The 26,947-nt window shown below is 52.6% G+C and carries 23 protein-coding genes and 3 pseudogenes; 17 read left to right on the top strand and 9 right to left on the bottom strand.

The genetic code is table 11. From position 1 onward, the window contains the following. Positions 1–12: 12 nt before the first annotated feature. The 5 genes from fruB (at position 13) to KUE00_RS02375 (ending at position 5,295) form a co-directional block, all read left to right on the top strand. Complete coding sequence (gene fruB, locus KUE00_RS02395) at positions 13–1,146, top strand: fused PTS fructose transporter subunit IIA/HPr protein (RefSeq protein ID WP_246757885.1); 1,134 nt, start codon at positions 13–15, stop codon at positions 1,144–1,146. Beyond that, positions 1,143–2,081: a 1-phosphofructokinase gene (gene fruK, locus KUE00_RS02390; RefSeq protein WP_246757884.1), complete on the top strand. Its 939-nt coding sequence runs from the start codon at positions 1,143–1,145 to the stop codon at positions 2,079–2,081. The genes fruB and fruK overlap by 4 nt, the downstream gene beginning before the upstream one ends. A 16-nt stretch (positions 2,082–2,097) precedes the next feature. Further along, positions 2,098–3,804, top strand: coding sequence for a PTS fructose transporter subunit IIBC (gene fruA / locus KUE00_RS02385; RefSeq protein ID WP_246757883.1), 1,707 nt, complete (start codon positions 2,098–2,100; stop codon positions 3,802–3,804). A gap of 343 nt (positions 3,805–4,147) precedes the next feature. Next, positions 4,148–4,981 (top strand): RNase A-like domain-containing protein, encoded by an 834-nt coding sequence (locus KUE00_RS02380; RefSeq protein WP_246757882.1) that lies wholly within the window; start codon positions 4,148–4,150, stop codon positions 4,979–4,981. 2 nt (positions 4,982–4,983) lie between these two features. Beyond that, positions 4,984–5,295 (top strand): contact-dependent growth inhibition system immunity protein, encoded by a 312-nt coding sequence (locus tag KUE00_RS02375; protein ID WP_246757881.1) that lies wholly within the window; start codon positions 4,984–4,986, stop codon positions 5,293–5,295. Positions 5,296–5,505: 210 nt separating this feature from the next. Here KUE00_RS02375 and nfo read toward each other — a convergent pair whose 3' ends face one another. Both nfo and KUE00_RS02365 read right to left on the bottom strand, forming a co-directional pair. Then, positions 5,506–6,348, bottom strand: a complete 843-nt coding sequence (gene nfo / locus KUE00_RS02370; RefSeq protein ID WP_246757880.1) for a deoxyribonuclease IV — start codon at positions 6,346–6,348, stop codon at positions 5,506–5,508. A gap of 56 nt (positions 6,349–6,404) precedes the next feature. Next, positions 6,405–7,451, bottom strand: a complete 1,047-nt coding sequence (locus KUE00_RS02365) for a YeiH family putative sulfate export transporter (protein ID WP_246757879.1) — start codon at positions 7,449–7,451, stop codon at positions 6,405–6,407. A gap of 108 nt (positions 7,452–7,559) precedes the next feature. Here KUE00_RS02365 and KUE00_RS02360 point away from each other — a divergent pair, with 108 nt between their 5' ends. From KUE00_RS02360 to KUE00_RS02335, 6 genes and pseudogenes are all read left to right on the top strand, one after another. Beyond that, positions 7,560–7,931, top strand: a complete 372-nt coding sequence (locus tag KUE00_RS02360) for a YkvA family protein (protein WP_246757878.1) — start codon at positions 7,560–7,562, stop codon at positions 7,929–7,931. Between the two features lie 9 nt (positions 7,932–7,940). Next, complete coding sequence (gene yieE / locus KUE00_RS02355) at positions 7,941–8,807, top strand: DNA-binding transcriptional regulator YeiE (protein ID WP_246757877.1); 867 nt, start codon at positions 7,941–7,943, stop codon at positions 8,805–8,807. A gap of 210 nt (positions 8,808–9,017) precedes the next feature. Further along, complete coding sequence (locus tag KUE00_RS02350; RefSeq protein WP_246757876.1) at positions 9,018–10,484, top strand: amino acid permease; 1,467 nt, start codon at positions 9,018–9,020, stop codon at positions 10,482–10,484. A 173-nt stretch (positions 10,485–10,657) separates the two neighbouring features. After that, positions 10,658–11,740, top strand: a complete 1,083-nt coding sequence (locus tag KUE00_RS02345) for a FecCD family ABC transporter permease (RefSeq protein WP_246757875.1) — start codon at positions 10,658–10,660, stop codon at positions 11,738–11,740. Then, positions 11,737–12,525 carry an ABC transporter ATP-binding protein gene (locus KUE00_RS02340; RefSeq protein ID WP_246758077.1) on the top strand — a complete coding sequence of 263 codons (789 nt, stop codon included), beginning with the start codon at positions 11,737–11,739 and terminating at the stop codon, positions 12,523–12,525. Before KUE00_RS02345 ends, KUE00_RS02340 begins: the two co-directional genes overlap by 4 nt. Positions 12,526–12,606: 81 nt before the next feature. Beyond that, a pseudogene (locus KUE00_RS02335) lies at positions 12,607–13,083 on the top strand (hypothetical protein); the annotation flags it as partial. 107 nt (positions 13,084–13,190) lie between these two features. Here the strand turns inward: KUE00_RS02335 and KUE00_RS02330 are convergent. Next, the gene (locus KUE00_RS02330) at positions 13,191–13,529 is read right to left on the bottom strand and encodes a helix-turn-helix domain-containing protein (RefSeq protein WP_246757873.1); all 339 of its coding nucleotides are present in this window, start codon (positions 13,527–13,529) and stop codon (positions 13,191–13,193) included. Positions 13,530–13,989: 460 nt separating this feature from the next. Here KUE00_RS02330 and KUE00_RS02325 point away from each other — a divergent pair, with 460 nt between their 5' ends. Further along, on the top strand, positions 13,990–14,877 hold the full coding sequence (locus KUE00_RS02325; RefSeq protein ID WP_246757872.1) for a LysR family transcriptional regulator: 888 nt from the start codon (positions 13,990–13,992) through the stop codon (positions 14,875–14,877). A 32-nt stretch (positions 14,878–14,909) separates the two neighbouring features. On the opposite strand, the gene KUE00_RS02320 is transcribed toward KUE00_RS02325, so the two are convergent. From KUE00_RS02320 to KUE00_RS02310, 3 genes are all read right to left on the bottom strand, one after another. Continuing rightward, positions 14,910–15,869, bottom strand: coding sequence for a DMT family transporter (locus KUE00_RS02320; RefSeq protein ID WP_246757871.1), 960 nt, complete (start codon positions 15,867–15,869; stop codon positions 14,910–14,912). A gap of 254 nt (positions 15,870–16,123) precedes the next feature. After that, positions 16,124–17,488 (bottom strand): AMP-binding protein, encoded by a 1,365-nt coding sequence (locus KUE00_RS02315; protein WP_246757870.1) that lies wholly within the window; start codon positions 17,486–17,488, stop codon positions 16,124–16,126. A gap of 32 nt (positions 17,489–17,520) precedes the next feature. Continuing rightward, entirely contained in the window at positions 17,521–18,906 is a 1,386-nt protein-coding gene (locus KUE00_RS02310) for an aminotransferase class I/II-fold pyridoxal phosphate-dependent enzyme (protein ID WP_246757869.1), read from the bottom strand. A 516-nt stretch (positions 18,907–19,422) separates the two neighbouring features. Between KUE00_RS02310 and KUE00_RS02305 the strand changes: the two are divergent. Continuing rightward, a pseudogene (locus tag KUE00_RS02305) lies at positions 19,423–19,589 on the top strand (IS6 family transposase); the annotation flags it as partial. A 199-nt stretch (positions 19,590–19,788) separates the two neighbouring features. Here KUE00_RS02305 and fghA read toward each other — a convergent pair. From fghA to ptrR, 3 genes are all read right to left on the bottom strand, one after another. Further along, entirely contained in the window at positions 19,789–20,631 is an 843-nt protein-coding gene (gene fghA, locus KUE00_RS02300) for an S-formylglutathione hydrolase (protein ID WP_246757868.1), read from the bottom strand. A gap of 10 nt (positions 20,632–20,641) precedes the next feature. Further along, positions 20,642–21,766: an S-(hydroxymethyl)glutathione dehydrogenase/class III alcohol dehydrogenase gene (locus KUE00_RS02295; RefSeq protein ID WP_246757867.1), complete on the bottom strand. Its 1,125-nt coding sequence runs from the start codon at positions 21,764–21,766 to the stop codon at positions 20,642–20,644. Between the two features lie 74 nt (positions 21,767–21,840). Next, positions 21,841–22,722: a putrescine utilization regulator PtrR gene (gene ptrR / locus KUE00_RS02290; protein WP_246757866.1), complete on the bottom strand. Its 882-nt coding sequence runs from the start codon at positions 22,720–22,722 to the stop codon at positions 21,841–21,843. Positions 22,723–22,831: 109 nt separating this feature from the next. On the opposite strand from ptrR, the pseudogene KUE00_RS02285 reads away from it, so the two are divergent. The 4 genes and pseudogenes from KUE00_RS02285 (at position 22,832) to galS (ending at position 26,902) form a co-directional block, all read left to right on the top strand. After that, positions 22,832–23,672: pseudogene (locus tag KUE00_RS02285) on the top strand (YbfB/YjiJ family MFS transporter). 126 nt (positions 23,673–23,798) lie between these two features. Next, positions 23,799–24,464 (top strand): GTP cyclohydrolase I FolE, encoded by a 666-nt coding sequence (gene folE / locus KUE00_RS02280; RefSeq protein WP_246757865.1) that lies wholly within the window; start codon positions 23,799–23,801, stop codon positions 24,462–24,464. A 93-nt stretch (positions 24,465–24,557) separates the two neighbouring features. Continuing rightward, the gene (yeiB, locus tag KUE00_RS02275; protein WP_246757864.1) at positions 24,558–25,709 is read left to right on the top strand and encodes a DUF418 domain-containing protein YeiB; all 1,152 of its coding nucleotides are present in this window, start codon (positions 24,558–24,560) and stop codon (positions 25,707–25,709) included. A gap of 152 nt (positions 25,710–25,861) precedes the next feature. Beyond that, positions 25,862–26,902, top strand: coding sequence for an HTH-type transcriptional regulator GalS (gene galS, locus KUE00_RS02270; protein ID WP_246757863.1), 1,041 nt, complete (start codon positions 25,862–25,864; stop codon positions 26,900–26,902). Positions 26,903–26,947: the final 45 nt, after the last annotated feature.

Here is a 26,947-nt window from a genome sequence, read left to right as displayed (position 1 = left end):
GCGAGGAGAACTATGTTCCAGCTTGAACTGAACGCCATTCATCCCGGTGCCACGGCCGGGAACAAAGAAGAGGCCATTCGCCAGGTGGCGGCGGCCTTAACCTCTGCCGGTAACGTTGGCGAAGGCTACGTTAACGGTATGCTGGCCCGCGAGCAGCAGACGTCGACCTATCTTGGCAACGGCATCGCTATTCCCCACGGGACAACCGACACGCGCGACCTGGTACTGAAAACCGGCGTGCAGGTTTATCAGTTCCCACAGGGCATTGCCTGGGGCGAAGACCAGACGGCCTATGTTGTCATCGGCATCGCAGCCAAATCGGACGAGCATCTGGCGCTGCTGCGTCAGTTAACGCACGTGCTGAGTGATGACAGTGTAGCAGAGCAGCTGAAAACCACGGATTCCGCAGAAACGCTGCGCGCTCTGTTGATGGGCGAAAAGCAGGGCACGGAATTTAAATTTGATACCTCGCTGATTTCCACTGACGTTGCCGCCAGCGATCTGATGACGCTACAGGCGTTAAACGCTGGCCGTCTGCAACAGGCTGGCGCGGTAGATGCCGGCTTTGTTAGCCACGTTATCGCCTCCCGCCCGCTGAATCTGGGGCAGGGTATCTGGCTGAACGACAGCGCTACGGGCAATCTGGGCAGCGCCGTCGCGGTCAGCCGCAGCGCCACGCCGTTTGAAGTGGAAGGTGAGAAAGCCGCGCTGCTGGTCACCGTTGCCGTCGTCGACGAGCAGCCGCTGAACGTGCTGAACTATTTAAGCGATCTGCTGATCAAGCAGCAGGCGGAACGTCTGCTGAGCGCGGATGCTGCCGGGATTCTGGCGCTGCTGACCAGCGAAGTTTCTGAACAGGCGGACGTGCTGACGGAAGAATTTACCATCCGCAACGAACACGGCTTACATGCTCGTCCGGGCACGGCGCTGGTCAGCGTTATCAAGAAGTTTAACTGCGACGTTACCGTCACTAACCTGGACGGCAGCGGCAAGCCTGCCAACGGCCGCAGCCTGATGAAAGTCGTCGCGCTTGGCGTGAAGAAAGGGCACCGCCTGCGCTTCACTGCCAGCGGTGAAGATGCACGCGCGGCACTGGCCGCGATTGGCGAAGCGATAAGCGCCGGTCTGGGCGAGGGTGCAGCATGAGCAGACGCGTAGCAACTATTACGCTGAATCCGGCCTACGATCTGGTGGGCTATACGCCGGAAATCGAGCGTGGCGAAGTTAACCTGGTGAAAACCACCGGCCTGCACGCCGCTGGTAAAGGCATTAACGTAGCGAAGGTCCTGAAAGATTTAGGCATCGACGTCACCGTTGGCGGTTTCCTGGGCAAAGAGAACCAGGATGGCTTTCAGCATCTGTTCAGCGATTTGGGCATTGCCAACCGTTTTCAGGTGGTAGAAGGCCGTACCCGCATCAACGTAAAGCTGACCGAAAAAGATGGTGAAGTGACCGACCTTAACTTTTCTGGTTTTGAAGTCACGCCGCAGGACTGGGAGCGTTTTACCACTGATTCCCTGACCTGGCTGGGCCAGTTCGATATGGTCTGCGTGAGCGGCAGCTTACCCAGCGGCGTAGACCCGGACGCGTTTACCGAATGGATGAGCGCGCTACGCACGCACTGTCCCTGCATTATTTTTGACAGCAGCCGCGAAGCGCTGGTTGCCGGTCTGAAAGCGGCACCGTGGCTGGTCAAGCCTAATCGCCGCGAGCTGGAAATCTGGGCCGGACGCAAGTTACCGACTCTGCAGGATGTTATTGAAGCCGCGCATGCGCTGCGCGAACAGGGCATCGCCCACGTGGTGATCTCTCTGGGTGCAGAAGGCGCGCTGTGGGTTAACGCTTCAGGCGAATGGATCGCCAAACCACCGGCCTGTGAGGTGGTGAGTACCGTGGGTGCCGGAGATTCTATGGTCGGCGGGCTGATTTACGGCCTGCTGATGCGTGAATCCAGCGAACACACGCTGCGTCTTGCCACGGCCGTGGCGGCGCTGGCCGTCAGCCAGAGCAACGTGGGCGTGACCGATCGTACCCAGTTGGCCGCAATGATGGCGCGCGTCGACCTGAAACCCTTTAACTGACAGCAGGAGAGGCATAATGAAAACGCTGCTGATATTTGATCCTTCGCTGGGGCTGGCTACCAGCCATCTGGCAAAAAATATTCTTAAAGCGAGCGCGGCGGCAAAAGGGCTGACGCTGACGGAAAACCTGGCTGAAGCCGAACAGATCATCGTGGTGGGTAAATCGCTGCCTGCCAGTATCGATCTGCATGGCAAAACCGTTTACCAGACGGATATCGAATCGCTGCTGCGTCAGCCGGAAACTGAACTGGCAAAAGCGCAAACCGATGCCAAAACCTGGCAGGCACCCGCCGTGGCTAAACCGGCAGCTGTTACCACTGCTACCGATGTGGTCGCCAGCGGCCCTAAGCGTATTGTGGCCGTCACCGCCTGTCCGACCGGCGTGGCGCATACCTTCATGGCTGCAGAAGCCATTGATACCGAAGCGAAAAAACGCGGCTGGTGGGTGAAGGTAGAAACCCGTGGTTCCGTGGGCGCAGGCAATGCGATTACGCCAGAAGAAGTCGCTGAAGCCGACCTGGTCATTATTGCGGCGGATATTGAAGTGGATCTGGCAAAATTTGCCGGTAAACCGATGTACCGTACTTCTACTGGTCTGGCGCTGAAGAAAACCGCGCAGGAATTCGACAAGGCGCTGGCGCAGGCTAAACCTTATCAGCCGCAGGGCGGCAACCAGCCTGCGGCACAGGGTGAGAAAAAAGAGGGCGCAGGCGCCTATCGTCATCTGCTGACCGGCGTTTCCTATATGCTGCCGATGGTCGTAGCGGGCGGCCTGAGTATCGCGCTCTCCTTCGCTTTTGGTATTACCGCATTTAAAGAGCAGGGCACGCTGGCGGCCGCGCTGATGCAGATTGGTGGCGGCAGTGCATTTGCGCTAATGGTACCGGTGCTGGCTGGCTTTATTGCCTTCTCCATCGCTGACCGTCCTGGCCTGACGCCGGGTTTGATTGGCGGTATGATCGCTACCAGCATTAATGCAGGTTTCCTTGGCGGTATTATCGCCGGTTTTATCGCCGGTTACGCCGCGAAGCTGATCAGTACAAAGGTGAAGCTGCCGCAAAGTATGGAGGCGCTAAAACCCATTTTGATTATTCCGCTGCTTGCCAGTTTAATTACCGGCCTGCTGATGATCTACGTGGTGGGCGGCCCGGTAGCGAAAATCATGGCTGGCCTGACCCACTGGCTGGCAAACATGGGCACGGCGAACGCGGTACTGCTTGGCGCGATTCTGGGCGGCATGATGTGTACTGATATGGGCGGCCCGGTGAATAAAGTCGCCTATGCGTTTGGTGTTGGCCTGCTCAGTTCGCAGACCTATGCCCCGATGGCCGCGATTATGGCTGGTGGTATGGTACCGCCGCTGGCAATGGGCCTGGCGACGCTGGTAGCGCGTAAGAAATTCAACAAAGGTCAGCAGGAAGGCGGTAAAGCGGCGCTGGTATTGGGTCTGTGCTTTATCTCGGAAGGCGCAATTCCTTTTGCGGCCCGTGACCCGATGCGCGTTCTGCCATGCTGTATTGTTGGCGGCGCGTTGACTGGCGCAATCTCTATGTGGGTTGGCGCGAAGCTGATGGCGCCGCATGGCGGGCTGTTTGTGCTGCTAATCCCTGGCGCTATCACCCCGGTGCTGGGCTATCTGCTGGCGATTATCGCCGGTACGCTGGTAGCGGGTCTCTCTTACGCGGTGCTGAAGCGCCCGGAAGCAGAGCTGGCGAAAGCCTGATTAACGTTTTGAGTAAAGAAAAAAGCGCGGGCGACCGCGCTTTTTTTATTTGCGCAGAATAAAGCAGTGCACAACCTTAGTAAGCGTTACGCTTTGTTTACTTCCAATGCTTTGTATAAGCTGTCGAAGATACAATCGATAGATGAAATCCATATCTACATAAGAATTGAGTGTGTAAAAGCGACAGCTACGGTCACATCACCAAAGCTATTACGTAATTCACTAGCGCGCCTGGCGTATGATTTTTACGTTATGACAGGTAATAGAGTTAAATCATTTTCACTGAATATAGCGTTAAATCGGAGAGCTTAGGTAAAAGATACCTAAAAAGGGAGGATAGCAGATGGATACTGATGACGGGTTGAAAATTATTTTATCACCGGTGCAACTTGCGGCGCTTTTATCTGATAGAAGTGTCAGCGAGGGTGAGACGCTGAGCAACAGACTTTATGGTGGTTTAGGGCTTGCAGGAAGCATTGTTGAGATGTTTGGAGCTGGGGCAATGTGCATTGTGCCTGAACCAACAATGCTCACCAAAGCAGGCTGTGTAATTGTAGGAACACATAGCCTGGATACCTTACAGGCATCACTATGGCAAGTATGGACTGGTAGAGATACTCGGTCAGATACCTATAATTCAGCCGTATTATTGGCCGAATCGTTGGGTGCCGATAAAAGCACAGCAATGAAAGTTGGATTTACAGTCGATTTAGCAATTCCTGTCGCTTTTTCATTTGCAATCGGCGCTGAGCGTGTCATTGCGATCCGTAGCGGCAAGATAAATCTTGCTGCACACGAAGCATTGCCGGGAAGCCGGGTGGGCGGTCATACCATTGATAAGCATGTAGGCCAATCTGCAAAAGAGTTATTTTCCCGGCTTGCAAGCAGCCCGAAACTAAAATCTTCCAGTAGCTTTACGTCTAAAAAAGATGCAGAAATTTTAATCTCAAAAATACTGCGGGATAACAAAAATCAGATTACTGCTTTGGCTAAAGCCGTGCCGTTAAATGCTAATTTAAAAAAGGTATTTGATATGAACTTTGCAAGGCAGGTCGGTATATCTGTTTCCAGAGGTTCAAATGAGGTCAAAGCCTGTTATAAAGTTAGAGTTGTGTTAAAATTTGAGCTCTGGCATGGGAAAGTCTATTTCGTCCTTACAGCTTATCCAATGGTGTAGCAATGAAAAAAATCAACGTAGATAATCTTGATGGCCTGATTTTTACTTATTTCGGCATGGATTACGAGCTACACGGCCCTGGTGACAGTATTGAGTCGCAAGTTAATGCCTGGATAGCAGAAACTCCCGCTGCTTACAGGCAAGGGCTGATTGATGATATTGAGCAATTTTATCGTGAAGCTGATGATTTAGAAAAAGACTTTGAACATCGCTATGGTTTCGAGTTTTCCCCGCAATTGTGGGGGGCAACAACAGCTGAATTTCTTGATATTTTAAAAGTAAAAGTCATTGAGTCGCTTTCAAAGGAAATATAAATTTCAAGCGAGGATATTAAGCCGCCTGGTCACTCGACAGCAACACCGGGTAACTATTTAACAGTTAGTAAATTACGTTAACAGGCCCGGCCTGTGCCATCCCTGGCACCCGTTGCTTTTATTTCCCGCTCGTTTCCAGTTTTTTATAAAAGCTGTTTGTTCGGGGCAGAAATTTTCAGCTGGCGGGAATCAAGACGAACGCATTCCCTTTCAGATCTGCTCTGACTTTAGCCAGGCGATTTCATCTTTCCAGATATCCGGATTAATCGTTTCCAGAATTAGCGGAATGTTGTCAAAGCGGCTGTCCTTCATTAACCAGCTGAACGCCGTTTTACCAATGTTGCCTTCGCCCAGGCTGTGATGGCGGTCAACGCGGCTGGCGAAGGCGCTTTTAGCATCGTTCAGGTGCATACCGCGCAGATACTGGAAGCCTACGATGCGCTCAAACTCGGCAAAAGTTTTGACGCAGTCTTCTTCGGTACGCAGATCGTAGCCGCCTGCAAAAGCGTGGCAGGTATCAATACAGACGCCCACGCGGGATTTATCTTCCACGCCGTCAATAATTGCGGCCAAATGCTCAAAGCGGAAGCCGAGATTGCTGCCCTGACCGGCCGTATTTTCAATCACGGCGGTGACCCCCTGAGTTTTATCCAGCGCAATATTGACCGACTCGGCGATACGTTTCAGGCAGGCTTCTTCATCAATCTGCTGCAAATGGCTGCCGGGATGAAAGTTCAGCAGCGACAGGCCAAGCTGTTCGCAGCGCTGTAGCTCGTCGATAAAAGCACCGCGCGACTTTTCCAGCGCTTCTTCCAGCGGATGGCCCAGATTAATTAAAAAACTGTCGTGCGGCAGGATTTGCGCCGCGCTGTAGTGATATTTCTCGCAGGCGTTGCGAAAGGCGGAAATCACCTCTTTGGTCAGCGGGGCCGCTCGCCACTGGCGCTGGTTTTTGGTAAAAAGCGCAAAAGCCGTCGCCTCGATTTCATGGGCGCGCAGCACCGCCTGATCCACACCGCCAGACGCGCTGACGTGAGCGCCGATAAATTTCATGCCTGCTCTCCTTTATTTTATCAAAGCGGGCCATGATAACCGGAAACGGCCAGAAATTATGCCAGCAAATGCTGTATAGCCAGGTTAATCGCGCCACCGCCCACCATCAGCCACACAAACAGCGCAGCGCCCAGCAGTACCGGCTTTATCCCTGCTTTTTTTAGCTGGCTAAACTGCGTGGTCAGCCCCAGCGCTGCCATCGCCACGGCCAGCAAAAAGTTATCCAGTTTGTTAAATTCGTTGACCAGCGCTGTCGGTAACAGGTGCAGCGAGTTAAAGAGCGCCACGCCGATAAAGCCCAGCGCGAACCAGGGAAAACTAATGCGGCGCAGGTTTCGCTGCCCCGAGCGACCTACGCGAAAAGTGAGGATCAGCAGGAAAGGGGCCAGCAGCATTACTCGCAGCATTTTGGTGATGACCGCGGCATTTTCCGTTTCCGGGCTAACCGCGTGCCCGGCAGCGACCACCTGAGCGACCTCGTGCAGGGTTGAGCCGGTAAAAATACCCCACTGCGCAGGCGTAATGCCGGGTAGCGCGGTAGCGCACCAGTGCCACAGCAAAGGATAAAGGAAAATGCCAATTGTGCCGAACAGCACCACGGTAGCGATAGCGATCGCCACTTTCGGCGCTTCCGCCTTGATGACCGGTTCGGTAGCCATAATTGCCGCCGCGCCGCAAATGCTGCTGCCTGCGCCAATCAGCCAGACGGTATCGCGATCCAGCCCCAGTACGCGACGACCCAGCCAGCATGCCAGCAGAAAAGTCGAACTGAGCAGCAGTAAATCGGTCAACACGCCGCTAAAGCCGATATCGGCAATTTGCTGAAAGGTCAGGCGAAAACCGTAAAGCACGATGCCGGCACGCAATAAGAGCTTTTTCGCCAGCTGTACGCCAGCGTCACAGGAAGCCAGACGGCCATAAAAGGTATTGCCTGCTACGATACCCGCGATCATCGCCAGGGTTAATGCGCCCAGTCCAGACGCTGCTACCGCAGGTTGATTGCTTAACCAAAGCGCGGCGGCTGCCAGTAACATAGCCAGCCCCAGCCCACTAACATAGCGCCGCGGAGAGAAACGAACATGCGTCAGCGATAACTCAGCCATAGCCAGACTCCTTAAGTGAAGAAGCCCAGCATGCGTCAGGGTGGCTTAAAAGAGAAATTGATTATATATTTATAATTAACCAGAATAAGTGATATAAGAGGGCGTATTATGTTCAGGCGTTTAAGAAAGTGGGCAGGGATTATCCGTCGGGATGGATTAACGCTATGGTACGCCTGCCGCGATCCTCGTACGCCATTCTGGCAAAAGGGAATGGCCGTCGCGCTGGCGATATATGCCTTTAGCCCCATCGATCTTATCCCGGACTTTATACCGGTAGTGGGATTAGTGGACGACGCCATTATCGTTCCGGCAGGCATCATGCTGTTGCTGCGGCTGCTGCCAAAAGAAGTTCGGCTTGCCAGCCAGCAGCGCACCGACAGACAATATCAGAAAAAAAAGCGGGCTGGCCTCTGGCTGGCAGTTGTTCTTCTGGCGTGGCTGGCCGTCATTGTATGGCTGATAAGGCATTACGCTGGCTGAGGAAAAGCAATGCATATTACGTTAAGACAGCTTGAAGTCTTTGCCGAAGTGCTGAAAAGCGGTTCGACTACGCAGGCATCGCAGGTACTGGCGCTGTCGCAGTCGGCGGTCAGCGCGGCGCTGGCGGATCTGGAAAACCAGCTCGGCGTGCAGCTGTTCGACAGGGTCGGCAAGCGCCTGGTGGTTAACGAGCACGGTCGTTTACTTTATCCGCGTACGGTCGCGTTACTGGAACAGGCTACGGAAATTGAACGGCTGTTTCGTGAAGATAACGGCGCGCTGCGGGTTTACGCCAGCAGCACCATTGGTAACTACATGTTGCCGGGCATGCTGGCAGGCTGGCGTCGTGATTTCCCCGAGCTGCCGCTGGAGCTAAGCGTGGGTAATAGCCAGGACGTGATCAACGCCGTGATGGATTTTCGCGTTGATATCGGTTTTATTGAAGGCCCTTGTCACGTTAGCGAGCTGATTGGTGAACCCTGGCTGGAAGATGAGCTAGTGGTGTTTGCCGCCGCCGATGCGCCGCTGTTTAATCAGCCAGTGACGCTACAAAGCCTGGCGGAGGCGCACTGGATCTTGCGCGAACATGGCTCCGGCACGCGCGAAATCGTCGATTATCTGCTGCTGTCGCATCTGCCGCAGTTTAGCCTGGCGCTGGAGCTGGGCAATTCCGAAGCGATTAAGCACGCGGTGCGCCACGGTATGGGGATCAGCTGTCTCTCTCGGAGGGTCATCGCTGAGCAGCTGGCGGCAGGATCGCTAAAAGAAGTGCCGATTCCGTTGCCAAAACTGAAGCGCACGCTTTATCGCATCCATCACCGCCAGAAGCATTTATCCAAAGCGCTACAGCGTTTTTTAAGCTATTGCGCCGAGTAGTTGGTCGTAAAAGCGCAGCCTGGCACCAAAGATACGAGCAAGCAGGCAAGCCTAACGCGCTGATATTCGGCAGGATAAACGGGAAATTCCATCGCGCTAATAATCGGCGACGGATCATGAACCTATCTTATAACGTCGCGGAATTACTACTTCTGCCAGAGGAGTTTGTTACAATCGCGCCTCATTTTAGCCAGAGCACAGCATTTAACGATGGATCATGACACAAAAACCACACAACAGCCTGAGTTACAGCGCAAATTAAAGTCGCGTCATCTGACGATGATCGCTATCGGCGGGTCAATCGGTACCGGCCTGTTTGTCGCCTCCGGCGCAACTATCTCTCAGGCCGGGCCGGGTGGCGCACTGCTTTCCTACGCCTTAATCGGGCTGATGGTCTACTTCCTGATGACCAGCCTCGGCGAACTGGCGGCTTTTATGCCGGTTTCCGGCTCTTTCTCTACCTACGGTTCTGACTTTGTTGAAGAAGGCTTCGGCTTCGCGCTGGGGTGGAACTACTGGTACAACTGGGCCGTAACCGTGGCGATTGAGCTGGTTGCCGCGCAGCTGGTAATGACCTACTGGTTCCCGGATACGCCCGGCTGGATCTGGAGCGTTCTCTTCCTGAGCATCATCTTCTTGCTCAACTACATTTCGGTAAAGGGCTTTGGTGAGGCAGAATACTGGTTCTCCCTGATCAAAGTGGTCACTGTGGTGATTTTTATCGTAGTGGGCGTGATGATGATTGTGGGCATTCTGCACGGCAATCAGCCTGTAGCGGGATGGCAGAACTGGCATATTGGTGATGCGCCGTTCTCCGGCGGCTTCTCTGCGATGATTGGCGTGGCGATGATTGCCGGCTTCTCTTTTCAGGGTACGGAGTTGATTGGTATCGCGGCGGGAGAATCGGAAGATCCGGCCAAAAATATTCCGCGCTCGGTTCGCCAGGTTTTCTGGCGCATCCTGCTGTTCTATATTCTGGCGATCCTGGTTATTAGCCTGATTATCCCTTACACCGATCCAAGTCTGCTGCGGAACGACGTAAAAGATATCAGCGTTAGCCCGTTTACGCTGGTGTTTAAGCATGCTGGTCTGCTTTCGGCGGCGGCCATTATGAACGCCGTGATCCTGACCGCTATTCTGTCTGCGGGCAATTCCGGAATGTACGCTTCTACCCGTATGCTGTTTACGCTGGCGCGTGAAGGCAAAGCGCCGCGTATTTTTGGTAAGCTTTCCAAAGGCGGCGTACCGCGTAACGCGCTGTATGCCACGACCGTGGTAGCGGCGCTCTGTTTCCTGACCTCTATGTTTGGCAATCAAACCGTTTATTTGTGGCTGCTTAACACGTCAGGCATGACTGGTTTTATCGCATGGCTGGGGATTGCGATTAGCCACTACCGCTTCCGTCGCGGCTACGTGGCGCAGGGCCACGATCTGGCCGACCTGCCTTACCGTTCGAAGTTTTTCCCGCTGGGGCCCATCTTCGCCTTTGTACTGTGCCTGATTATTACGCTAGGGCAGAACTATCAGGCGTTTCTGGCAGATCGTATCGACTGGTATGGTGCCGCCGCGACCTATATCGGTATTCCGCTGTTTTTGATTATCTGGTTCGGCTACAAGCTGACCAAAGGTACTCGCTTTGTGAAATACAGCGAAATGCGGTTTCCCCACACCAAATAAGTAACTTTAAGCAAAGGCGCGGTTTCCGCGCCTTATCCTGCCTGTAATTCCTTGTTACAAATATGATTGATAACTATTATCATTTCCTTTATTGTTAGCGCCGTAGTTTTTTGCTTTGCTAAATTTTATGAGTTTGCCGGTGAAAGAGGCGAACTTAATGACAGGTAGAGACCATGAGCGTGACCCACAATCCCGAGCACACCTTAGTCCGACGGCAGAAAGAAGGCGCGATGGATCGTTACCATCACCTGCTGCGCCGCCGTCTGTTTTTTATGGGCATCCTGGTGCTGGCGATCCTTGCTTCCCTGCTGTTTGATTTTACGCTGGGGCCATCCGGGCTGACGCTGCATACGCTGTGGCAAACGCTGCTGTCGCCGGAGAGCGTCGACGCCGGTTCGCGCGTTATCGTCTGGGACATTCGCCTGCCTTACGCCCTGATGGCGGTGGTGGTAGGCCTGGCGCTGGGCCTGGCCGGTGCGGAAATGCAAACCATCCTGAATAACCCGCTGGCCAGCCCGTTTACCCTTGGCGTTTCATCTGCTGCGGCCTTTGGCGCCGCGCTGGCGATCGTGCTGGGGATTGGTGTTCCGGGCATCCCCGATCAGTGGTTTATCTCGGCTAACGCCTTTATTTTTGCGCTGCTGGCGGCCCTGATGCTGGATGGCGTTACCCGCTGGACGCGCGTGGCCACCTCTGGCGTGGTACTGTTTGGTATCGCGCTGGTTTTTACCTTTAACGCGCTGGTCTCAATGATGCAGTTTATCGCCAGCGAAGACACGTTACAGGGACTGGTATTCTGGACCATGGGCAGTCTGGCAAGAGCGTCCTGGGACAAGCTGGGCGTGCTGACGCTGGCGCTGCTGGTGATTGTGCCGTTTTCCATGATGAGTTCCTGGAAGCTGACCGCGCTGCGCCTGGGCGAAGATCGCGCCGTCAGCTTTGGTATTGACGTCCGCCGCCTGCGTCTGGGCACGCTGCTGCGTATCAGTATCCTGTCTGCGCTGGCGGTGGCTTTTGTTGGCCCGATAGGCTTTATCGGGCTGGTTGCGCCGCATATCGCCCGCCTGATCTTTGGTGAGGACCACCGCTTTTACCTGCCGGCCAGCGCATTAACCGGTGCCTTAGTGTTATCAATGGCCTCGGTAGTGTCGAAAAATCTGGTGCCCGGCGTAATTATTCCCGTAGGCATCGTAACTTCTCTGGTGGGCGTTCCGTTCTTCCTGAGCATTATCTTGCGTCATCGGGGGAGCGTCTGATGGATGGCCTGAAAATCAGCGGCTTCCATGCCGGTTACCCTAAACGCAAAATTATCAGCAATCTCAACGTGCCGCTGCTGCCGCGCGGAAAGATTACCGTGCTGCTGGGGCCAAACGGCTGCGGAAAATCAACGCTGCTGCGCTCTATTGCCGGGCTTAACCAGGCGCAGGGCGAACTGTGGCTAAACGGCACCGAACTGCTGGCGCAGCCGTTTGCCCGGCGAGCGGAAAAGGTAGTTTATTTGCCGCAGTCGCTGCCTGCTGGCGTGCATCTGCACGTGCTGGAATCGATTATCGTTGCGCAGCGCGCCTCCGGTGGCCGAAGCAGCCCGGATAGCGAGGCAGAAGTGATGGCGCTGCTGGAACAGCTGGGCATTGCACATCTGGCGTTAAGCTATCTGGATCAGCTTTCTGGCGGGCAGAAGCAGCTGGTGGGCCTGGCGCAGTCGCTGATCCGTCGTCCCGAACTGCTGCTGCTGGATGAACCCCTCAGCGCGCTGGATCTCAACTATCAGTTCCACGTTATGGATCTGGTTCGCCGGGAAACCCGCAGGCGCAATATTGTTACGGTGGTAGTTGTTCACGATATCAATATCGCTTTGCGCCACGGTCAGCACGTACTGATGCTGCAAAACGGCGAGCTGATTGCCGACGGCCTGCCGGAAGAGGTGATTACGCCGCAAAGCCTGGCAAAAGTTTACGGCGTGCGCGGACGCATTGAGCGTTGTTCACAAGGTACGCCACAGGTACTGATCGACGGTCTGGTCACTGAACCGGCTTTTTGAAAAGCAGGCCGGGAGCGCTTCCCGGCCTGAATAAGCCATAAAGCCTCTGCTTTCTGCACGGGCTGCAAATTGCTATCCTGCCGTCTTGCTGGCCGAATCAGCCAGAATCATTTTGAACTGGCACTGATTAATGATGTGGCGGAAGACGTTGCTTACTACAATCGCGTAGTTATCCAGCCAGATGCTTTCCTGAACGGCCGGCCCGTTACTCAGGTTCTGGTGTGGCGAACGCAAAAACCTAAACACCGGAAAGAGCTACACGAGCTGGCTGGTATTATTTTCCTGAGTTATCTCCTTAAACATTATGACGTTATTATTTCTGATATGAATCAGACGCATAACGGAATCGCTTTCTGGCAGGCCAGAATGTACGACGCGCTGGCATGGGGCCTGAAAGTTTATGTATACGATATGATTACCTGTGAACTGAATGAGATGAAACCAGACAGTGACGTGGGGCATTATGAACAGTGGTTGTGGGGTGATGTGAACCACTACCAGAACCGTCTGGCAATTATCTCCACGCGTTCGCTCCCTGTTTCTGGCAAGCAGTCCTGAAGCTTTTTGCCTTATTCATGAGTGATAAAAAGGCCGGGGTATCCCGGCCTTCGGCTATTTAGTATAAAACTTCCGCATAAGTTTTAAGCTGGCTATGTATGCGGAACTTAAATGACAAAAATATCCGGGCCTTTTACGGCCAGCGTATTAAGAATACGGAGTACAGGGCCGCTTGGGGTGATCTCGCCACGCTCCCATTTAGAAACGCTATCTACCGTCATGCCCAGCGTATAAGCCAGCGTCGCCTGAGTCAGGCCCCATCGGGCACGAACCGCTTTAATTTCACTGCCTGACATAGCGCGAACCGCCGCAACGCGTTGACGGAACTCCCGCAAGCTTACGCGCGCAGCAATTTCCTGCACATCGTCATCGCTCATCAATCCCAGCGCCTGTAATTCTCTGGCATCTTCAAGCATTTCATGTAGTTCAGCTGGTTTTGTTTTCATTTTTGTTTACCTCTCTGAATGTGCCGCTTGCCGTTAGTCGATCCATCATTTTTGCATCTGCTTTTACCCGCATGCAGCAGTATCCGCTTTTTTTAACGCCGTCGCCTGAGTCTGCTTCAAAAATGGTTTTTATAGGAGAAGAGTAGAGTTTTGATGAATCTGCGTTACCTCCTGTATGGGTACGTTTCGGGTAAAGGGATAAACCGTTTCATACCGTGCATATAGTGAGAACAACTTAGCTATGAACCGCTCAGTATTGATACTGGATTCATATTGTTTGATTGACCGAGGCTTATGTGAAAACCAGTGGATATGTTTATTTTAGGATCCGTTCTTTGAATTTTCAATGAGTTAGGGGAGATGTTGCGAATTCACAAACGTTGCATAAAAGCGTAGGTGAATGTAACCTTATGCTTGATGTATGGGAGGGATATTTCAACCATATAAGGAAGCAAATTAGATGGATCTTAACCAGCTTAAAACTTTTGTTACTGTAGCAGAAACAGCGAACCTTACCCGTGCGGCCAGCCTTCTTTTTTTAAGTCAACCAGCTGTAAGTGCTCACATTAAGTCTCTTGAAACTGAATTTAACGTAAAGCTATTCAGGCGCACGCCACGCGGCATGGAGCTTACTGCTTCTGGACTCGTGATGCGTGATGAAGCACGCCTTGCGCTGGACGCCGCCAGCAAGCTTATAACTCGGGCTCGTTCACTTCAGACAACCGGTACCTGCGCACTCGGTACTATTTCCGTTCCTTTGATCCTTAATCTCCCACGGGTTCTCTCACAACTGCGCCAGCGGCAACAGAACGTCAGCCTGACTATTCGGCAAAATATTTCTGGTCAAATCATTGATGCTCTTCTCAATGGAGAGCTGGATGCTGGTTTTGTTATCGGCGAGGTGGATGAGGAGCGTCTGGGTGTGATTGCCGTATCACCCATTACCTTGTGTATCGTTGGCCCCTGGTCGTGGAAAACGATACTTGACACCGCTGGCTGGCCTCAATTAGAAGAACTTCCCTGGATTTTCACTCCGGAAAAATGTTCTTTCAGCACGATCACGCGAAATTTTTTGGCAAGAAAAAACATCAGTGTTTGTCCAGTTATCATCGCGGATCAGGAAAAAACGCTGGCAGAATTGGTTGCTATGGAGGCAGGAATAACGCTCATGCGTGAGGATATTGCCCTGGTGCTTCAGAACAATAGAGAACTTTATATCTGGCCGGGTGAAAAAACGGTGAGTCAACTCTGTTTTCTTTGGGATCGTGAGAAGGAGAATCTTCCCGTTATTTCCGCACTGATTGCAACCGTGAGAGACATCTGGCAGGTTTTACCTGAATCAACATAGCCCCTCCCCAGGGGAAGGGCTGCACGAATTTACTAACGTGCTGCAGAAGCTTTCATTAGATTGATCGCAGCCTGCTGTGCAAGCTTACGCTGATTAAGGTTGTTAAGCACGAGTGCTATAGCTGTGATAGCAGCACCGGCAATCTGCATTTGCGTTGGTACAACGTCATTCAGTGCTGAAACGATAAACGCTGTAACTGGAACGACATCCATAAAGAGTACACCGTTGGTTGGTGTCACAATCCGGTTGCCGATGTTCCAGCAGAGTACAGCCATCAGACCTGCAACAAGTGCCATGTACAATAAATGGGGTATAACCGCTGTAACTGAGGCTACGTCTGGTACAGAAATTATGTCTGTCGCCATTAACGCCAGATCAATTGCAGTGATGCTTATCATGCCTAGTAGAGTTGTAATAGTTGTATAACGCAACGGGCTCCATGAAGTAAAATAGCTCCCTCCGATAGTGTATAACACCCAGCACAGTGCACCTGCAATGAGCAGCAGGTTAGCTGTAAGGCTGACGGGAGAATGCAAAATGGTAGTCAGGTTTCCGTTGGTGATCACCAGGACTACTCCGCTGAAAGACAACAGGATGAAACAGAATGTACTGGCATGAGGACGGACTTTTTTCAAAGCCCAGATGGTCAGTAGTCCTAACATTGGCATGGTTGCCATCATGATTGATGCAGTGAGCGCGCCGCCCTGACCAGCAAGGTGCTGACCAAGGAAAACCAGAAAGCCAAATCCGGCAAACCCCAAAGTACCAAACAACCATGCCAGTCCCCAGCGCTCACCCTGTAGGCTGAATGCGCATCTTCCTTCACGAGACAACAGCAACAGTGCGAAAGCCAGACCGGCGATCCCGTAACGGATAGTAGTAAAGTTAAACGGATCAATATGGGTAAGAGCATGCGTCATGACGGGAAACATAGCTCCCCATGATACTGTCGCCAGCAAGCAGCAAATTAGTCCTTTCAGATATAAATTCATTATGGCTACCTTTATTTTATATACAGGAATACATTGAAGGTTTTTTATATTTTCACGAGCCCCTAAGAAAGACTATTCGTGAATTTTTATTTCATTATCAATAATTCTGATGCCGGATATTTAGGCAGCATTCAGGGTCCTAATTATTTCTCCAAAGCGAACCTTTCCGCTCGGACTGTAAGGAATTTTATCTACCCTGTACGCGGAAAAATTAATGATATCAGTCATGGCAGCCTGCTCATTTATTTTTTCAATCAGACGAAAAAATTATCCTGGCCTTTCTGGACAGTACTAAAAATACACCGGACATGATTTTCCCCCTGCATCTGAACAGTGAGCAGTGCCACATCCCTTATACAAGGCAGGGCGCGAATATTCTCCTCCACGCGATAAATATCGTGTTCGCTGCAAATTTCACCGTTACGATTCATCAGGAAAAGTCTGCCATTATCATCAAGGTAACCATAATCTGCCATCAAGAAATAACGTTCTTTACCGATCGTGATAAACGGTTTACTTCCATCACCATATTCATCCATAAGCATATAGCTGGATATGGCGATTCTTCCTTTTTCATAAGGGGAAAGAGGTCTGTTTTCCGTATCCAGGATCAATACCTTATTGCCGTCGAATGCAACGCCCACACTCTCCGGGTATGCAAGCATATCTACCGGCGTCGACAGGATGTTCACCCCGGTTTCAGTGCACCCGTAATATTCGCAGAAAATGTTACCGAACGTGGCTCTGGCAGCCAGCTTGCTTTTTACCGGGAAATAACTGCCACCTACTAATACCCATCGCAGATGATGGTGTAGCAATTTTCTTCCTGCGAGTCCTGTCAGCCGTGCAACCAGGTTTGGAGTCATAACAGTGGCCGTAACTGTGCTGACGGCCAGTGTATATTCGAGAGCTGTCTCGTCGTCCTGGTCCACCAGATATAGCGGGGCACCCAGTCCCATAAACATCCGGGCCCAGCTGTTTCCGGCTGCGTGATATAAAGGAAGTAACAGAAGGAAGCCATCGTTATCATTGAAGCTAAAGCGCTCTGTAAACCATGCGAAGCGGCGAGCATCAAACGAGCGATAACGTAGGGCAATTTTGGGTACTGAACTGGTGCCAGAAGTCATAGAAATTGCGCGGAACGGTGGGCGTACATATGTGGACAGCAGCTTATCAAGCTCGAGATGATGAAAATCCCCGATACTTTTGATCACCGGATCGGTGGGCGCATCAACGGCCAGCATGCTTGTTCCACTGATATTAAGGTCACTAAGTTCCTCGGGTGAATAAAGGTTAAAAGATACGAGCAACAAGCCAGGTTTTATCCGGCTGAGCAGTTCCCTCAGTGTCTCTGTTGTAAGCGAGTAATCAAGCCCATTAGCCGGGATACCCAGTGTAGTGAATGCAGCCAGCCAGCAGACAAGCTCTGAGCTGTTTTTTGACAGATAGCATGCTGAGCGGAGCTGCTCCTGATTGAAGGCGCGGCTAAGGAAAACTATTCGGGATGCTGTTTGTCGGGCGATTTCATGCCATGTATATTGCCCGTTCTTATCAGTAATGCAGATTTCGCTGCCACGTCCAGCGGCAATTTCATTCAGTCTGCTGAGAGTGATCATCATGTATTTCCTCGAATTATAAATATTATGCAAATTCAGGCTGAAATAATTAGAAGCCCTGCTTTTCTAAATTTATTAATTTTATCTTTTAGTTCTTTGTTGATAATATCCCCCGGAAAAACAAGTGGCACGCCGGGGGGGTATGGAATAATAAATTTATCTGAAATAAGGCTTTCAAAATGGTTTTCTTTATTCTTATTTAAAGATATTTTCTCAAATGCTTTTAGCAGTGTAGATACAGCCTCATTGTTTATTCCAATGTGGAAATTAAAAACAACTGAGTTATTAATAAATCTTTTGGCGTAAATTTTCTCCTCAGAGAGCATGTTTTTTATTTCTGCACCAGTTCCAATAGATGATACATCAACTATCACTTTTGTGGGGTCATAATGAATATGCCATTGTGAACTAAAAATACCTCGATAGATCGCATCGTCACCCAAACCATTTATTAAAGAAATCCCGGTAATGAACTTCTCTACCAACGTACGGGAATGCGCGGCAAGAGCCTTTCCATACTCTGTCATCATTGCCTGGGCCGCATCTAGCGAGGCCAGTATGGGATAACTTGGCGAAGTAGTGTGTATCCTGTATTTAGCCGTCTCAATCTTTCTGGGCAGCGTTGTGGTTCCACGGCAGTGAATAACAGAGGCCTGTCTTAGACAGAAAAGAGATTTATGGGATGAATGTGTGCATATGATATCTATATCCGGATATTTCTCCAGTAATGGGCTGATGTTCATTGCAGTTAGCGGCTGCGTATCATCACTGAAATAATTCAGGCTACCCCATGCTTCATCAATGAAGAACCTACGTGTACTGACGCCAGCAGCCATAAGGCGTTCCAGAACTCCAGGAATATCATAGATAATACCTTCATAGGACTGGGCGGTAAGAATTACCACATCGCAGGCTTTTCCACTCTGCTGCATAGATAAAAGAGTCTGCTCAAGGTGATTATAGGACCAGGCACTGAGCCCACCGTCTTCCGTATAGAGATCCGGGCAGAGATAATTAACGTCTGCACCGATTGACTGCGTGTGGAAATGAACTGACTGATGGCAGTTTCGGTCTACAAGAATACGCTGCCCCTTTTCATAGAGAGCTGTAATAGCTATCTGGTTAGCAATGCTGGTTCCGCCTGTAATATAGAATGAGGCGTCTGCTTTATAAAGCTTTGCTGTCAGGGTTTGTGATTCTGAAATAATTCCTGTGGGGAAGAAAAAATTATCAAAAAGTTCACCTGTGACTGAACTTTCCAGACATTCTGATAACTTATCACGAGGGTTACCCACGACATCACTGTTTCCATAGCTGGAAATAGGCAGGGCATGGAAAGAATAGATATTTTTATGCCTAAGTTCTTTTAATTTATTCAGGACGGGGGTTACCCCGGCTTTGTTAATAATACTGGTGCCCATTCTTATACCAACCTGTCATAATGCTTGTGTGCAAATAAATATGCCTCTTTTAATGTGCGATGAATATTTTTATTTTCTGATTAAGCTATCAGTGAAGGTGATACCCAAATTGCAGTTTTTAGCATAAAATTATTAATTTTGGTTCTCAGCATTCCCTTAGTAGCCGTTTGTCCCAATCAGGTATTCATTAATCAGGGTTTGATTGCACATCAATGTATAGGCGATCGCGTCTTTACTACGGTAGAAGTATTTACGCGAATGTTGAGCCTTTGTTGTCGACCTCTCAACTCTCAACGTCAAATTTCTGCCTGTTAATGACACCATAAAGGGTTTCCGAATCAATTGAATAGAGCGGGAAAACCGGCACCGATTGTTAATAAAGCGGAAACCTCGGCCACATCACATAATGGCAACTGCTTATGAAAACGCATTTTCTGTGCCTTATGACGACTGACCACGAATTTATGCCAGGTTAGCTTTTGTGTTTCTTTAGCGTATTCCAGGTGTTTCAGCTTTCATGGCAAGCTAAAAAGGATAGCCAGCGCTTAAACCCATTAAGGCGGCTTACGTCATAATCAAAGGCATTGAGGTGATACGTGCACTACGCAAAGGCCAGGCCTCATTGTATTGTTATGGCGATCCCGGGGAAGATGTGTTTTTTAAGCAGAGTCTTTGAAATGTAGGCCCTTCTAATAACACAAAAAGCCGTCTCATCGCGAACTTTGCAACAGTGGCTGATGAAGAGCAAAGTATGCCACGCCACGAACGACGCGGCTCAAACTGGTATGGATGCCGCTTTTTATGTCTTTGCGAAGAGCGCACACTAGCTGTGCCAGCTCGTTGTCAACGACCTGAAGGCCGGGATATCCCGGCCTTCAGCTGCTATGCCAGCAGATACTTCGCGTGAAAGCGCAGATGATCTTCCACAAAGCTGGCGATAAAGAAGTAGCTGTGATCGTATCCGGGCTGAATACGTACGGTAAGCGGATACTCTTTTTCGCGGGCGATGCTTTCCAGTCGCTCCGGACGGAGCTGATCGGCCAGAAACTGGTCGCTGTCGCCCTGATCCAACAGCATTGGCACCTGCTGCGTCGCACGCTGCATCAGCGTACAGCTGTCATACTCTTCCCAACTGTGACGATCTTTACCCAGATAAGCAGTAAAGGCTTTTTCGCCCCACGGCACCTGGGCAGGGTTAACGATGGGCGCAAACGCGGATGCGGAAACAAAACGCTGCGGATTACGTAACGCCAGCATTAGCGCGCCGTGTCCGCCCATCGAGTGGCCCATAATCGCCTGTTTGTCGCTGACGTTGAAGTTCCCGGCTATCAGCGCGGGCAGTTCTTCGTTCAGGTAGTCGTACATGCGAAAATGTGCGTCCCACGGTGCCTGCGTGGCGTTAAGATAGAACCCCGCACCCTGACCCAGATCGTAGCTTTCATTATTGGGTACTACTTCGCCGCGCGGGCTGGTGTCCGGCATGACCAGCACCAGACCCAGCTCCGCCGCCACGCGCTGCGCCCCCGATTTCGTTGAGAAGTTCTCGTCGGTGCAGGTCAGCCCCGCCAGAAACCACAGGACCGGCGGCGCGGTTTCGCCCTTAGGCCCCGGCAGAAAAATGCTGAAGATCATTGAGCAGTTTAACGTGGCCGACAGATGGCGGTAGCGCTGCTGCCAGCCGCCAAATAACCGATGTTCTTCAAGTAGCTCCAGGCTGGATGCCATTCCTCTCTCCTTATTTAGTGAAATGCACCACGGAACGGATCGATTTCCCTTCGTGCATCAGATCAAACGCGTCGTTAATCTCTTCCAGCGGCATGTTATGGGTAATGAAGTCGTTAAGCTGGAACTCGCCGTCCAGATAGCGCTGAACGATGCCCGGCAGCTGAGAACGACCCTTGACGCCGCCAAAAGCTGAACCGCGCCACACGCGTCCGGTAACCAGCTGGAATGGACGAGTAGAAATCTCTTCGCCCGCGCCGGCCACGCCGATAATCACGGATTCGCCCCAGCCCTTATGGCAACACTCCAGCGCAGAACGCATAACGTTAACGTTGCCGATACATTCAAAGGAGAAATCGACGCCGCCGTCGGTCATCTCCACAATCACATCCTGAATCGGCTTGTCGAAATCTTTTGGATTGATTAAATCGGTCGCGCCCAGTTTGGTCGCCAGATCGAACTTGCTGGTGTTCAGATCGATACCGATGATGCGGCCGGCTTTTGCCATCTTCGCGCCGATAATTGCCGACAGGCCAATGCCGCCCAGGCCGAAAATCGCCACGGTATCGCCTTCTTTGACCTTCGCCGTATTCATTACCGCGCCCATGCCGGTAGTGACGCCGCAGCCCAGCAGGCAAACTTCTTCCAGCGGCGCTTCTTTGCTGATTTTTGCCAGTGAGATTTCCGGAATAACGGTGTATTCAGAGAAGGTCGAGGTGCCCATATAGTGGAAAATAGGCTTGCCGTCTTTAAAGAAACGGGTGGTGCCGTCCGGCATCAGGCCCTTGCCCTGGGTGGCGCGGATGGCCTGACAAAGGTTAGTTTTGCCCGACAAACAGAATTTACATTTGCCGCATTCTGGCGTGTACAGTGGGATAACGTGATCGCCAACCTCAACGCTGGTAACGCCTTCGCCGACCGCTTCTACAATGCCGCCGCCTTCGTGCCCTAAAATCGCCGGGAAAACGCCTTCAGGGTCTTTTCCGGACAGCGTATAGGCGTCCGTATGGCAAACGCCGGTCGCTACGATGCGCACCAGCACTTCACCTTTCTGCGGCGGCATCAGATCCACTTCTTCAATCGACAGAGGTTCGCCAGCGGCCCATGCGACGGCGGCGCGAGTTTTAATCATTTGCATATCAGTGTATTCCTTATCGAAGGCTGCCATTCGGCAATGTCGGGAGAACGGGCTGTTGCGCTCAAACCCATTAATTATGGCTGAATTTCGTCGTCTGGCGTCTGCTCTATAATCAGATACTTCAGCGCCTTTACATTGGGCGTGAAAGCGTCGCGCCGCCAGATTAAATAAGTGTCGGTATGACTGATTTCTTCGGGCAGGGGATACTGTTGCACCTGACCCGGCGTCGCTATCCGCGCCAGCACCGATTCTGGCAGAATGGCCAGACCCGCACCGCTGGCTACGCAGGCCAGCATGGCGTGATAGGACTGAATTTCCATAAACTGGCCGGGCGCTATCCCTGCCTGGCGAAACCAGTTTTCTAAACGCAGGCGGTAAGAGCAGCCGGGGCGAAAGGCGAACAGGGTATCGCCAGCCGCATCGGCAGGATGGTTAACCGGTGGATGACTCAGATTGCCGATCAGCACCATCCGTTCGGCAAAGGTTTTGCAGCTGTTAAGCTCATCCGCCACTATCGGACCTTCAACCAGCGCGGCCGCCAGCGTGCCCTTGCGCACTTGCTCAATAAGCTCACCGGAGGTGCCGGTAATCAACGTGAGTGCTACCTCTGGATAGCGCTGATGATAGGTCGATAGCAGAGAAGGCAGATGTACGGCTGCGGTACTTTCCATTGAGCCCAGCGCAAAATTGCCGCCCGGTTCGCCACTGTGTGCCATATTTAGCGCTTCTTCACTCAGCGCCAGGATACGCTGCGCGTAGCACAGAAAATTGTGCCCCATCGGTGACAGGCGCAGGCGCTGTTTTTCACGAATAAACAGATCGATGCCCGTTTCCTGCTCCAGCTGGCGTAACCTGGTTGTCAGGTTCGACGGCACACGGTGCAACTGCTCGGCGGCGCGTACCAGCGACCCGGTCTCCGCCACCGCACAGAACATTTTTAGCTGGGTCAGATCCATTTATTCTCTTTTTGTAAGCAAGTTAGTGACTATTATTCATTTTTTGTAAGTCTAATCGTGGTACACACTGTTAGCAACATTTTCATTACCCCGGCAGCAGGAAAAGAACATGGCACTACGCGTGGCGCTAAGCGCCTTTATCGCTCTTATTGTGGCGATGGGAATTGGACGGTTTACTTTTACGCCTCAGGTGCCGTTGATGATTGCGGAACACCAGCTGACGCTAACCAGCGCGGCGGTCGTGGCAGCTTTTAACTATCTGGGTTATCTCTGCGGTTCATGGAACGCGATGCGGACAACCAGCCATGTAGAAACGCGGCTAAAGGCAGGAATTGGCGGAGCGGTGGTGCTGACGCTGCTTTCCGCCTGCGTCGCCGGGCCGTGGCTGCACGGCGTTATTCGTTTTGTTATCGGCTGGGCCAGCGGCTGGACGATGGTGCTGGTGGCGGCCTGGAGCAACGAGCAGCTGCATAAGTATGGTCGTCCCGGCCTGAGCGCCGCCGTTTTTGCCGGGCCGGGAACGGGTATTTTCCTGAGCGGGCTGCTGGCCGTGTTCCTGCACGGGGAACAGGTCAGCGCCGCCCAGGCCTGGATAGCCTACGGCGTGCTGGCGCTGGTGCTGGTTTTACCCATCGCACGCTATTTACCGCGCAAAGGCGAGTTGCATCGGCCCGAAACGGCACCGGAACCGCTGGTATTGACGGCGGCGCTGAAAAAGCTGGTCTGGAGCTATAGCCTGGCGGGCTTCGGCTATATTATTCCCGCCACTCAGTCGTTATATGGCAGGCTTGTTGACCACGGGATATGCCGTCGGGCAACTTGTCGGGCCGCTGGTTTCTGCCGTTTCTACCACGCTTACACATCGGCTGGAGCCTGCGCTTTATCTGGCAGGCGCAGGACTGATCGTGGCCGGGCTACTGGTCTGGCGACGCGATTTGGTTACCGCGTGAAACAGTTTCGGGCGTAATACGGCGTGATTTGCTGGATTAACGGCGCGTTGTGTACGAAAATACCGCCTCTGAAATTGTACCGGTCCCGTCGGGGCCGGCGTTACACCTGCTGGAGAAAAGATCGCCATGGCTACGTTAAGTCAGGAAGCCACACTTGTTCACGAAGCGCTGCTCGCGCGTGGACTGGAAACCCCGTTACGCTCGCCTGCGCGTGAAATGGATGACGAAACCCGCAGACGCCTGATTGCCGGTCACATGACCGAAGTCATGCAGTTGCTTAATCTTGATTTAGAAGACGACAGCCTGATGGAAACGCCGCATCGCATCGCCAAAATGTATGTGAATGAGGTTTTCTCCGGTCTGGACTACGCCAACTTCCCAAAAATCACCCTGATTGAAAACAAAATGAAGGTAGATGAAATGGTGACGGTACGCGATATCACGCTGACCAGCACCTGCGAACACCATTTTGTTATCATCGACGGTAAAGCGACGGTAGCCTACATCCCGAAAGACAAGGTGATTGGCCTGTCAAAGATTAACCGCATCGTGCAGTTTTTCTCTTCCCGTCCACAGGTGCAGGAACGTCTGACCCAGCAGGTGCTGATCGCGCTGCAAACGCTGCTTGGCACCAATAACGTGGCTGTTTCTATCGACGCGGTGCATTACTGCGTGAAAGCGCGCGGGATCCGTGACGCCACCAGCGCGACCACCACCACATCGCTGGGCGGCCTGTTTAAGTCCAGCCAGAATACCCGCCAGGAATTTCTGCGCGCCGTTCGCCACAGCTAATACTTTTTGCCTGCGGCGGGTTAATAGCCGCAGGCTGACGTTTACTGCACCAAACCTTCTTTTGCCGCAGGTCGCTACAGCAGGAACCCGGACATGCCCCGCATACAGACGCTGGATTTTCTTCGAGGCATCGCCATTCTGGGGATCCTGTTGCTTAACATCAACGCGTTCGGGCTGCCGGGCGCGGCCTATCTGAATCCGAACTGGCAAGGTTCCGTTGCGCTGCACGACGCCTGGACGTGGGCAGTCGTCGATTTTTTTGCCCAGCTTAAATTCCTTGCGCTGTTTGCGCTGCTGTTTGGCGGTGGTTTGCAGCTGCTGCTGCCGCGCGGCAAGCGCTGGCTACAGGCCCGGCTGAGCTGGCTGGTGCTGTTTGGTTTTTTGCACTGCCTGCTGTTCTGGGAAGGCGATATTCTGATGGATTACGGTCTGATTGGGCTGGTGGCGTGGCGGATGATCCGTGATGTGGCCTCAAGCCGCCAGCTGTTCAATACGGGCGTGATGCTTTATGTGGTCGGATGCGGCGCGCTGATTGTGCTGGGTTTGCTCTCGGGTCACCAGCCTAATAACTCCTGGCTACCGGGCGCGGCGGATATACAGTATGAAACCTTCTGGAAAACCCACGGCGGCTGGGAAGCAGTGCGCAACCGCCTCGATCTGCTCTCTTCAGGGCTGCTGTCGCTGGCGGCGCAGTATGGCTGGCAGCTGGCCGGACTGATGCTAACCGGCGCGGCCCTGATGCGCAGCGGCTGGCTAAAAGGTAGCTGGAGCCTGGCGCACTATCGGCGTACCGCGCTGATTTTGCTACTGGTGTCAGCCGCTATTGAGCTTCCCGGCGTCTATTTTCAGTGGGCCAGCGGCTGGACTTTCTATCCGGCAGGCTTCTTTCTCCAGTTGCCGCGCGAGATAAGCGCGCCGCTACAGGCAGTCGGCTATGCCGCACTTTGCTTTGGCTACTGGCCCACGCTGGCACCTCTTAAAATAACCCGCGCCGTCAGCTGCGTGGGTAAAATGGCGCTAAGCAATTACCTGCTGCAAACGCTGCTTTGTACGCTCTTCTTTAATCATTTTGGCTGGTTTAATCGCCTCGATCGCCTGCACTTGCTGCTGGTAGTCGTTGTGGTCTGGCTAATCAATCTCTCCTTTTCCCTGCTGTGGCTGCGCTATTTCCGTCAGGGGCCGGTCGAATGGCTGTGGCGTCGGCTAACGCGCCTGAGCGGCGGCGATCCCTTGTTACAAAAATGATAACCGTCACAAATGTGACGGAAAGATATGTAACCGCTTTCATCCCTGTGACCTGATTCACGCAGTCCTCCTTCTCCCTTTGTCAGAATAGCCTCCGCAAACAAGGCGTCCGGGAGGGCTATGCAAATTTTAACTTCCACAGGTATTCAGCCATGATCACCATTCGTGATGTGGCGCGCGAAGCGGGCGTATCGGTGGCAACGGTTTCACGCGTGCTGAACCACAGCGCCTCGGTGACGCAGGAAACGCGTGAAAGGGTGCTGGGCATTGTCGAGCAGCTGGGCTATCGGCCTAACGCTAACGCTCAGGCGCTGGCTTCGCAGGTTAGCGATACCATTGGCGTTGTGGTGATGGACGTCTCCGACCCCTTTTTTGGCGCGCTGGTCAAGGCGGTTGATACCGTCGCGCAGCGTATGCATAAACACGTGCTTATCAACAACTCCTATCACCAGGCCGACAAAGAGCGGCACGCTATTGAAGTGCTGATCCGTCAGCGCTGCGGCGCGCTGATTGTGCATGCCAAAGCGCTGGCCGATGCGGAACTGGCTTCGCTGATGGAGCAGGTGCCGGGTATGGTGCTGATTAACCGCGTCGTGGCGGGCTACGAGCATCGCTGCGTTTGCCTTGATAACGTTAGCGGTGCGTTGATGGCGACCAGGATGTTGCAGCAGCAGGGCCATCAGCGCATCGGCTACCTGGGGTCCAGCCATCCGATTGAGGATATGGATCAGCGGCGTACCGGCTGGCAACGGGCGTTGCTGGAGCAGAACATTATTCCTGCTGAAAGCTGGATGGCCAGCGCCGAACCGGATATGCAGGGCGGTGAAGCAGCGATGGTAGAGCTACTGGGCCGTAATCTGCAGCTGAGCGCCGTTTTTGCCTATAACGACAGCATGGCTGCGGGCGCGCTTGCTGCATTGAAAGACAATGGCATTGCGGTACCGCAACGGCTGTCGGTCGTGGGCTTTGACGATATTCCCATGTCGCGTTACACCGATCCACAGCTGACGACGGTACGTTATCCCATTGTTTCTATGGCGAAACTGGCCACTGAACTGGCACTAAAAGGCGCCGCCGGGCTGCTGGATACCACGGCCAGGCACTGCTTTATGCCAACGCTGGTGCGCCGTCACTCCGTTGCCGTCTGCCAAAGTGTGGCGGCGATCACTATCCGCAACGATACCCCTATGTAACCGTTTTCAATCTGTGAGTAAATTCACAGTTAATTAACATCTGCT

Source organism: Erwinia phyllosphaerae (assembly GCF_019132875.1).
GTDB classification, from domain to species: domain Bacteria; phylum Pseudomonadota; class Gammaproteobacteria; order Enterobacterales; family Enterobacteriaceae; genus Erwinia; species Erwinia phyllosphaerae.
The sequence above is the reverse complement of the archived record's forward strand: the minus strand, read 5'-3'. Positions and strand labels throughout refer to the sequence as shown.